The sequence below is a fragment of the Caballeronia humi genome (assembly GCF_001544475.1).
GTDB classification, from domain to species: Bacteria; Pseudomonadota; Gammaproteobacteria; order Burkholderiales; family Burkholderiaceae; genus Caballeronia; species Caballeronia humi.
On sequence record NZ_FCNW02000105.1, the window covers coordinates 1 to 8,454 of the forward strand.

Below are 8,454 nucleotides of genomic sequence, written 5' to 3' on the forward strand. Positions count from 1 at the left end.
GCCTCGCTCGGCTCGATGCTGCTCTACTGGTATCACTATTCACATAACGGCCGTCGCATCGAAGTCGAAACCGACGATGATTCGATCGGCGGACACTTCCTGCATTTGCTGCATGGCGTGGCGCCATCGAAGTCGTGGGTCGAGGCGATGCATACGTCGCTCAACCTTTACGCCGAACATGAGTTCAACGCGTCGACGTTTACTGGTCGCGTGATCGCTGGTACGGGATCGGATATCTACTCTGCTATCACAGGTGCAATCGGCGCGCTGCGCGGCCCGAAGCACGGCGGCGCGAACGAAGCCGCGTTCGAAATCCAGTCGCGCTATCAATCCGCCGACGAAGCCGAAGCCGATATCAAACGACGCGTCGAGAACAAGGAAGTCGTGATCGGCTTCGGCCATCCGGTGTACACGATCTCCGATCCGCGTAACAAGGTAATCAAGGAAGTCGCGAAGAAACTGTCGAAAGAAGCCGGCGACATGAAGCTTCTCGATATCGCCGAGCGCCTCGAATCGGTGATGTGGGACGCGAAGAAGATGTTCCCGAACCTGGACTGGTTCAGCGCGGTTTCGTATCACATGATGGGCGTGCCCACCGCAATGTTCACGCCGCTCTTCGTGATCTCGCGCACCGCCGGCTGGAGCGCGCACATCATCGAGCAGCGCATCGATAACAAGATCATCCGGCCGAGCGCCAATTACACGGGACCCGAAAACCTCAAATTCGAGCCGCTCGCGAAGCGCTGACTGGGAAACAGGGATAATTGATCGGGAAGCCCGGCCACTATCCCCGATCAAAACCATTTTCTTCCCCACGGTATGAACACTTCAAACAGAAAACCTCTGCCCGGCACGAAGCTGGATTTCTTCGACGCGCGCGCCGCGGTCGAGACAATCCAACCCGGCGCTTACGACAAGTTGCCGTACACGTCGCGTGTGCTCGCCGAGAACCTCGTGCGCCGTTGCCCTCCGGCAACGCTTGCCGCATCGCTGAAGCAGATCATCGAACGCAAGCGCGAGCTGGACTTCCCCTGGTTTCCCGCACGGGTCGTGTGCCACGACATTCTCGGCCAGACCGCCCTAGTCGACCTCGCCGGCCTGCGCGATGCGATAGCGGCTCAAGGTGGCGATCCTGCGCTGGTCAACCCGGTCGTGCCGACGCAGCTCGTGGTCGATCACTCGCTGGCCGTCGAATGCGGCGGCTTCGATCCGGACGCGTTCGAAAAAAACCGCGCCATCGAAGACCGTCGCAACGAAGACCGCTTCCACTTCATCGACTGGACAAAAAAAGCGTTCAGGAACGTCGACGTGATTCCGCCGGGCAACGGCATCCTGCATCAGATCAACCTGGAGCGCATGAGTCCGGTGGTTCAGGTGCTGGACGGCGTGGCCTTCCCGGATACGCTCGTCGGCACCGACTCGCATACGCCGATGGTCGATGCGCTCGGCGTGATCGCGATCGGCGTGGGCGGTCTCGAAGCCGAAAGCGTCATGCTGGGCCGGGCTTCGTACATGCGGCTGCCGGATATCGTCGGCGTCGAGCTGACGGGTAAGCCGGGGCCGGGCATCACCGCGACCGACGTGGTGCTGTCGCTGACCGAGTTCCTGCGCATGGAAAAGGTCGTCGGGGCTTATCTGGAGTTCTACGGCGCAGGCACCGCGAACCTCACGCTCGGCGATCGTGCGACCATCGCGAACATGGCGCCCGAGTTCGGCGCCACCGCCGCAATGTTCTATATCGACGAGCAGACCACCAAGTACCTCAGGCTCACCGGCCGCGAAGACGAACAGGTCAAGCTGGTGGAAACCTATGCGAGGCAGACCGGCCTCTGGGCCGACAGCCTCGTGACCGCCGACTACGAACGCGTGTTGCAGTTCGACCTTTCCACGGTCGTGCGCACGCTGGCGGGGCCGTCCAATCCGCACCGCCGCCTGCCCGTGTCGGAGCTGGCCGCGCGTGGAATCAGCGGCAAGGTCGAGAACGAACCGGGCCTGATGCCCGATGGCGCCGTGATCATCGCTGCGATCACGAGCTGCACGAACACCAACAACCCGCGCAACATGATCGCCGCCGGCTTGCTGGCCCGGAACGCCAACCGCCTTGGCCTGACCCGCAAGCCGTGGGCGAAGACATCGCTCGCGCCGGGTTCGAAAGCCGTGACGCTGTATCTGGAGGAAGCCGGACTGCTGCCGGAACTGGAACAACTGGGCTTCGGTGTCGTCGCGTATGCGTGCACGTCGTGCAACGGCATGTCCGGCGCGCTGGACCCGGTGATCCAGAAGGAAATCGTCGAGCGCGATCTGTACGCGACAGCCGTACTGTCCGGCAACCGCAACTTCGACGGCCGCATCCATCCGTATGCGCAGCAGGCGTTTCTCGCGTCGCCGCCGCTCGTGGTCGCTTACGCGATTGCGGGCACGATCCGCTTCGATATCGAGAAAGACGTGCTCGGCACCGACTCCGACGGCAATCCGGTGCGGCTCAAGGACATCTGGCCGTCCGACGAAGAGATCGACGCGATCGTCGCCTCCAGTGTGAAGCCCGAGCAGTTCCGCAAGGTGTATGAGCCGATGTTCGCGGTGTCCGCCGACACGGGCGAGAAAGCGAAGCCGCTGTACGACTGGCGGCCGCAGAGCACCTACATCCGCCGCCCGCCCTACTGGGAAGGCGCGCTCGCCGGTGAGCGCACGCTGCAAGGCATGCGCCCGCTCGCCGTGCTGGGCGACAATATCACCACCGACCACCTGTCGCCATCGAACGCGATTCTCGCCGACAGCGCCGCCGGCGAGTACCTGACGAAGATGGGCCTGCCGGAAGAGGACTTCAACTCGTATGCAACCCACCGGGGCGATCACCTGACCGCCCAGCGCGCCACCTTCGCCAATCCGACGCTCCTGAACGAAATGGTGCGCGAGAACGGCAAGGCGAAGGCGGGCTCGCTCGCGCGCATCGAGCCGGAGGGCAAGGTCGTCCGCATGTGGGAAGCGATCGAAACCTATATGGAGCGCAAGCAGCCGCTGATCGTGATCGCCGGGGCGGACTACGGTCAGGGTTCGTCGCGTGACTGGGCCGCCAAGGGCGTGCGCCTCGCTGGCGCGGAAGCGATCGTCGCCGAAGGGTTCGAGCGCATTCACCGCACCAACCTCGTCGGAATGGGCGTGCTGCCGCTGGAATTCAAGCCCGGCGTGAACCGCACGACACTCGGCATAGACGGCACGGAGACCTTCGATGTGACTGGCGTTCGCAAGCCGCGCGCCGATCTGACGCTCGTGATCAATCGCCGGAACGGCGAGCGCGTGGAAGTGCCGGTAACATGCCGGCTAGACACGGCGGAAGAAGTGTCGATCTACGAGGCGGGCGGCGTGCTGCAACGCTTCGCGCAGGACTTCCTCGAATCGTCGCAGGCGGCTGCCTGAACACAGCGAACCGCACGACACGAGTGGTTCTTTCCCGACAACCTGGACAACAATGCAATGAGCCACGCACCTCAGATCAGAATTCCCGCGACCTACATGCGCGGCGGCACCAGCAAAGGCGTGTTCTTCCGTCTGGAGGACTTGCCCGAGGCCGCACGCGTGCCGGGCGCCGCGCGCGATGCGTTGCTGCTGCGCGTCATCGGCAGCCCGGACCCTTACGGCAAGCAGATCGACGGCATGGGCGGCGCGACTTCGAGCACCAGCAAGGCGGTGATCGTCGCGAGGAGCAGCAAGGCCGGTCACGACGTCGATTACCTGTTCGGGCAGGTCGCCATCGATCGCGCGTTCGTCGACTGGAGCGGCAACTGCGGCAATCTCTCCGCCGCCGTGGGACCGTTCGCGATCACGAACGGCTTGATCGATCCTGAACGCGTGCCGGATAACGGCGTGGCTACCGTGCGCATCTGGCAGGCCAATATCGGCAAGACGATCATCGCGCATGTGCCCGTTACGCAGGGCGCCGTCCAGGAAAGCGGCGACTTCGAACTCGACGGCGTGACATTCCCCGCGGCCGAAGTGCAACTCGAATTCATGGACCCGGCGGCCGAGGAAGACGGCGCCGGCGGCGCGATGTTCCCCACGGGCAATCTGGTCGACGATCTCGACGTTCCGGGCATCGGCACGCTGAAGGCCACGATGATCAATTCGGGCATCCCGACCATCTTCGTGAACGCCGGAGAGATTGGCTACACGGGAACCGAACTGCAGGACGCCATCAACAGCGATCCAAAGGCACTGGCGATGTTCGAGACCATCCGCGCACATGGAGCGGTCCGCATGGGCCTGATCCAGCACATCGACGACATCGCGAGCCGGCAGCACACGCCGAAGATCGCCTTCGTCGCGGGGCCCGCGGGTTATGTGGCGTCGAGCGGCAAGCAGATCGGCGCCGAAGACGTGGACCTGCTGGTGCGTGCCTTGTCGATGGGCAAGCTGCATCACGCGATGATGGGCACGGCGGCGGTTGCCATCGGCACTGCGGCGGCCATTCCGGGAACGCTCGTGAGTCTCGCCGCCGGCGGCGAGGGGCGCGATACCGTTCGCTTCGGACATCCGTCGGGCACGCTGCGCGTCGGCGCGCAGGCCGCGCTCATCGACGGCGATTGGTCGGTCACCAAGGCCATCATGAGCCGCAGCGCCCGTGTGCTGATGGAAGGTTGGGTGCGTACGCCCGGCTGATACCGTCTGGAAACCGACGACACCCGACCGCCTGGCTGCCCCAGGCATCGGGTCGACGGCGTTGAACACCGCGTGCAGCCAAGCATGAGGTGCCCGCTACGCAACTCCGCCGACTTCAGCTTCACGCCTACTTCGCCGCCTTGGGCGCGTTGCAGTTCATGCCGGCGGACGCGCCGCCGGTATTCTTCAGCGAAACGGTGATCCTGCTTCCTCTGATCGCCGTGATCATTTGCCCGTAACTGACGGTCGGGATGAACTGAACATCCGGAGCCACCGCCACCGGAGGATTCTTCGTTCCGTCGACGGTCAGTTCAAGCTCCACGGTCATCGAGTCGATAGCCACGCCCCAGTCCTGCTGTCGCGCGGCCTGATTCTTCTTGAAGTTGCACAGGCCCTCCATCACTTGTTCCAAAGCGGTCGGAATATCGACTGGCTTCCCTGGAGGAATCGGCGGCGTGTTGCAGCCGGCAACCAGAAAGGGCAGAAGACACAGGGGAAGAGAGAGGTAGGCTCGCATCGGTATCCCGGGCTCGGCCTTGTAGGGCGATCAGTATCCGTCTGCCTCATTCCCTATTCTGTGCGCTGCCGTACAGACGACTGCTTGCGGCAGTCACCAGACGTCACGGCGAAGCCCGTTTCTCCATCTGTGCGCCACGCACCCGGGCACACGCATCGATGCGCAAACCGGCGCGATCAGGGGCTCGCCAGCGACAGCGCGGGCGACGTCACGGCGCAAATTGCGATAAGCGTGGCCGCCGAAAAGCGATCAGAACTTGAAGGTCACATTCACGCTTGGGCCGCTAAAGCGAAGCGTTTGGACGAGTTGATCGCCCGAGCCATAAAATGCGAGGTACCGATATAGCAGGCCGAAGTCGACCCGCTTCGTCGCGTAGGCCACCCCCGTCAGGGCCTGCCATGTGAACTTTGAGGTGCCCGTCCCCACGTCGAGATAGAAAGGGACGTACCATGCGCCGTCCCGAGTGAAAGTCGCGCGTCCGCGTACGCCCGCGAAACCATTGAAAATGTTCTGCATCTGCCCGACATGAAAGTTCGCACTGGCCCCCGGTCCTGAGCCAATCGTCGCGCGGATCATTGCGTCGAGTGTTCCCTTCACGCCAAGATAGCGCATGCCCGCGATCGCATCGACGTGTCCCCATTCCTGCCATATTACAGTACGACTCCCGCCCAGTTGGACCAGCGTTCCCGCGAAACTCGTCTGAACGTCCTGCTGTGTTCCGCGCGTGCCGAGGGCGCCGCTCGTCGCATTGACAGCACTTTCATGCCGACCGAAGTTGAGGTAGATGGTGTCGGCGAAAACACTCCACTCCCCCTTGCGCGCCTCGCCCTGCAGCATCAAGGCGAATCTGAGGTTCTGCAGATAGTTGTACGGTCCGCTGGACGCGTCGGCACCGCCTCCGGGAAACGTGAACCGGAACGTTCCGCTCACTGTGGGCAACCACAGGTAAGGCCCGACTGCGATCTGCCATTGTGCGCCGGGGTCGCCCGGAGGGGCGTCGGTCGCGACCGCCGAGCCACATAGTGCAGCCATTGTCAGCGCGGTGATGTATTTTGACCGTAGCGTCATGATGCTCCCTGGCTTTTCACGCGCTTCTGGATTCGCGCGGCGTCGGTATCGTCGGAGTTCGACCCGGATGAAGTCCATGCCCACCTCAAGTCTGCTGTTGTCTGTTGAGTGCTCCAACTGCGGCTTGGTCCCTTCCCCATCGCCAGAACAGCTGATAGCCAATCGCGAGCATCGCGGAACCGATGAACAGGCCAATGACGTCCCCTGAGACCATGCCACCGAGCGTTGACTGTATCCATGGCAATAACGTTCGAAGAGCAGGAACAAGGACGCAGCGGTCAGAAAAACCTCACCGGTTCGACGATCGCCAATCTATCTTGACCACCTTGGCGCATGTCGCCAATCTGGGCCAGACCTGCGCCGCTCACGTGCCCATGCGCCACCCGGCCGCGCCGTGTGGCACAGAAGCATCGCCTCGGACGTGGCGCTATCGCTTCTGCGCCTGCCACGCGCCCTTGCCAGTCTTGCAGGCAGTCGGCTTCCACGTCTCCGTCTGACCTTTGGCGACCGCGATGATCGTCAGCTTCCTACAGGTGCGCTCGCCGTCCTTTACTGAGTCGCGCGGCGTGATGGTCCCCTTGATGGCGACAGGATTACCCGTTCCTTCATTGCTCCAGTTGAGAGATTCGCCGTCTTGTTTGGTATCGAGAGCGGAACGAGCAGCTTTGTTGAGCGCCTGCCGGTCGGGCTGCTTCATGTAGGTGATCGGTGTGTCCTTGAGAAAGCTGAGATTGCCGGCGCACGCCGACGTTTCCCAGACAAGGAGCACGATGCCCGAAAGCAGTCCGACGAAGCCCCGGGTGAGTGTGAGAGATATCGTCGTCATGAGACGCCCCCTGCTCAACGTTAGATTCCTGAACCTGCCACGCGCCTTGGCCGGCGCTGGCGAGTCGCTCTGGGAAGCGCTTCTGCGAATTCTGCAGGCGCTTCTGAAACACCACCGCGACCTGCGGCTCGGGTGCTCGATTTCCAAATACTAGTGACTTGCAAGACAACGCGCCCGCATGAATTGCCGCCAACCGGCGCGACCGGCGCGATTCTCTCCGACGAAGTCACGCTGCCGAATCCCGTGGGCCTGCATGCGCGGCCCGCCGCGGCCTTCGCCGCCGAGGCGGGGCGATGTACAAGTCGGAGCTCCGCCTGCTGCCCGGCGGTGACAGTGCGAATGCTTTTCAGGTCCACACAGATCCACTACAGTAAACACGCATGACGTCCGCTGCAAAAACCGAATTCGTAAGCCGGATTGTTTCAGTAAGACGTCGAATGAAGTGATGCGAGATGGACATCGCTCTCCTTCATCCGACGACGCGGCATCGAATGCCGCGCTCGCGCCAATACCTCTATGGATGCAATGTGCGTCCGGTCTCGTCTGGCCCGGCAATACTCGATCACATAACATTGAACTGTACCGATCGTACGGCAATTACTAGTATTCGCGACTTCTATTCTTCGGTTCTTGTTCCCTGAAGTCGGCGCATATCCAGATGATCCGACTCGGCTTCTCCTCCCGCAATTTAGTGGGAATGCGCGTTGAGATCGCAATCGTCACATGTGTCACGACCTTTAGGCCGTGTCCGACCGGGTATGCCGGTGCTGCGAGATCAGGCGCTTATTGCGCCGTCCATCCTCCGTCGATACGCAGACTCGTACCGGTGATCATTGCGGCAGCAGGAGACGCGAGATACAGCACCGCTGCAGCGACGTGGTCGCTTGAGAGCAGACGACCCATCGGAATCCGGTCGAAGACCCAGCGCTTGAACTGCTCGTTCTCAAAGAACGGCTGCGTCATCGGTGTATCGACGAACGCGGGTGCCACCGTGTTCACGCGTATTCTGGGCGCGAGTTCAACAGCGGCTGCCTTTGTTAAACCCTCCATCGCGTGCTTCGTCATGCAGTACACTGATCGATCAGGCGCGCCCACGTGCCCCATCTGCGACGAGATGTTGATGATGGCACGGTCACCAGCCGCGTCGCCTTCGAGCATCTTGCGAACGGCCGCACGCGTCGCCAAAAACGTCGCTCTGATATTCAAGCCGATCACGAAATCCAGATCCGACGCTTTGACGTCCGCGAGTCGCGAAGCTTGCAATTACCCACAACTCCAAGAGAAGTTATGTTAACCTCGCATAGATTAGTCATCCTATGGAAAGATAATGACTGGTAATGTGCGAGTAGATGACGAGGACTGGATCAATAGAGAGACGGCGGATAAC

The 8,454-nt window shown here is 62.1% G+C and carries 8 protein-coding genes and 1 pseudogene; 4 read left to right on the forward strand and 5 right to left on the reverse strand.

Going from position 1 to position 8,454, the window contains the following annotated elements; translation table 11 throughout:
- The 3 genes from AWB65_RS33580 to prpF form a co-directional block, all read left to right on the forward strand.
- On the forward strand, positions 1–747 hold a 747-nt coding region (locus AWB65_RS33580), incomplete at its 5' end, for a citrate/2-methylcitrate synthase (RefSeq protein WP_327359529.1).
- A 72-nt stretch (positions 748–819) separates the two neighbouring features.
- Entirely contained in the window at positions 820–3,417 is a 2,598-nt protein-coding gene (acnD, locus tag AWB65_RS33585; RefSeq protein ID WP_087671109.1) for a Fe/S-dependent 2-methylisocitrate dehydratase AcnD, read from the forward strand.
- Between the two features lie 57 nt (positions 3,418–3,474).
- A complete protein-coding gene (gene prpF / locus AWB65_RS33590; protein WP_087671110.1) occupies positions 3,475–4,656 on the forward strand; it encodes a 2-methylaconitate cis-trans isomerase PrpF in 1,182 nt (393 codons plus the stop codon).
- Between the two features lie 127 nt (positions 4,657–4,783).
- Here prpF and AWB65_RS33595 read toward each other — a convergent pair whose 3' ends face one another.
- From AWB65_RS33595 to AWB65_RS33605, 4 genes and pseudogenes are all read right to left on the reverse strand, one after another.
- On the reverse strand, positions 4,784–5,173 hold the full coding sequence (locus AWB65_RS33595; protein WP_087671111.1) for a hypothetical protein: 390 nt from the start codon (positions 5,171–5,173) through the stop codon (positions 4,784–4,786).
- Between the two features lie 249 nt (positions 5,174–5,422).
- Positions 5,423–6,319 carry a hypothetical protein gene (locus tag AWB65_RS33600; RefSeq protein WP_125474287.1) on the reverse strand — a complete coding sequence of 299 codons (897 nt, stop codon included), beginning with the start codon at positions 6,317–6,319 and terminating at the stop codon, positions 5,423–5,425.
- Between the two features lie 7 nt (positions 6,320–6,326).
- Positions 6,327–6,464 (reverse strand): annotated as a pseudogene (locus tag AWB65_RS37445) (AI-2E family transporter); the annotation flags it as partial.
- A 204-nt stretch (positions 6,465–6,668) separates the two neighbouring features.
- Positions 6,669–7,067, reverse strand: coding sequence for an RT0821/Lpp0805 family surface protein (locus AWB65_RS33605; RefSeq protein WP_087671113.1), 399 nt, complete (start codon positions 7,065–7,067; stop codon positions 6,669–6,671).
- 243 nt (positions 7,068–7,310) lie between these two features.
- On the opposite strand from AWB65_RS33605, the gene AWB65_RS37450 reads away from it, so the two are divergent.
- Positions 7,311–7,451 carry a hypothetical protein gene (locus tag AWB65_RS37450; protein ID WP_235008043.1) on the forward strand — a complete coding sequence of 47 codons (141 nt, stop codon included), beginning with the start codon at positions 7,311–7,313 and terminating at the stop codon, positions 7,449–7,451.
- A gap of 399 nt (positions 7,452–7,850) precedes the next feature.
- On the opposite strand, the gene AWB65_RS33615 is transcribed toward AWB65_RS37450, so the two are convergent.
- Entirely contained in the window at positions 7,851–8,330 is a 480-nt protein-coding gene (locus AWB65_RS33615; RefSeq protein ID WP_235008042.1) for an SDR family NAD(P)-dependent oxidoreductase, read from the reverse strand.
- Positions 8,331–8,454: the final 124 nt, after the last annotated feature.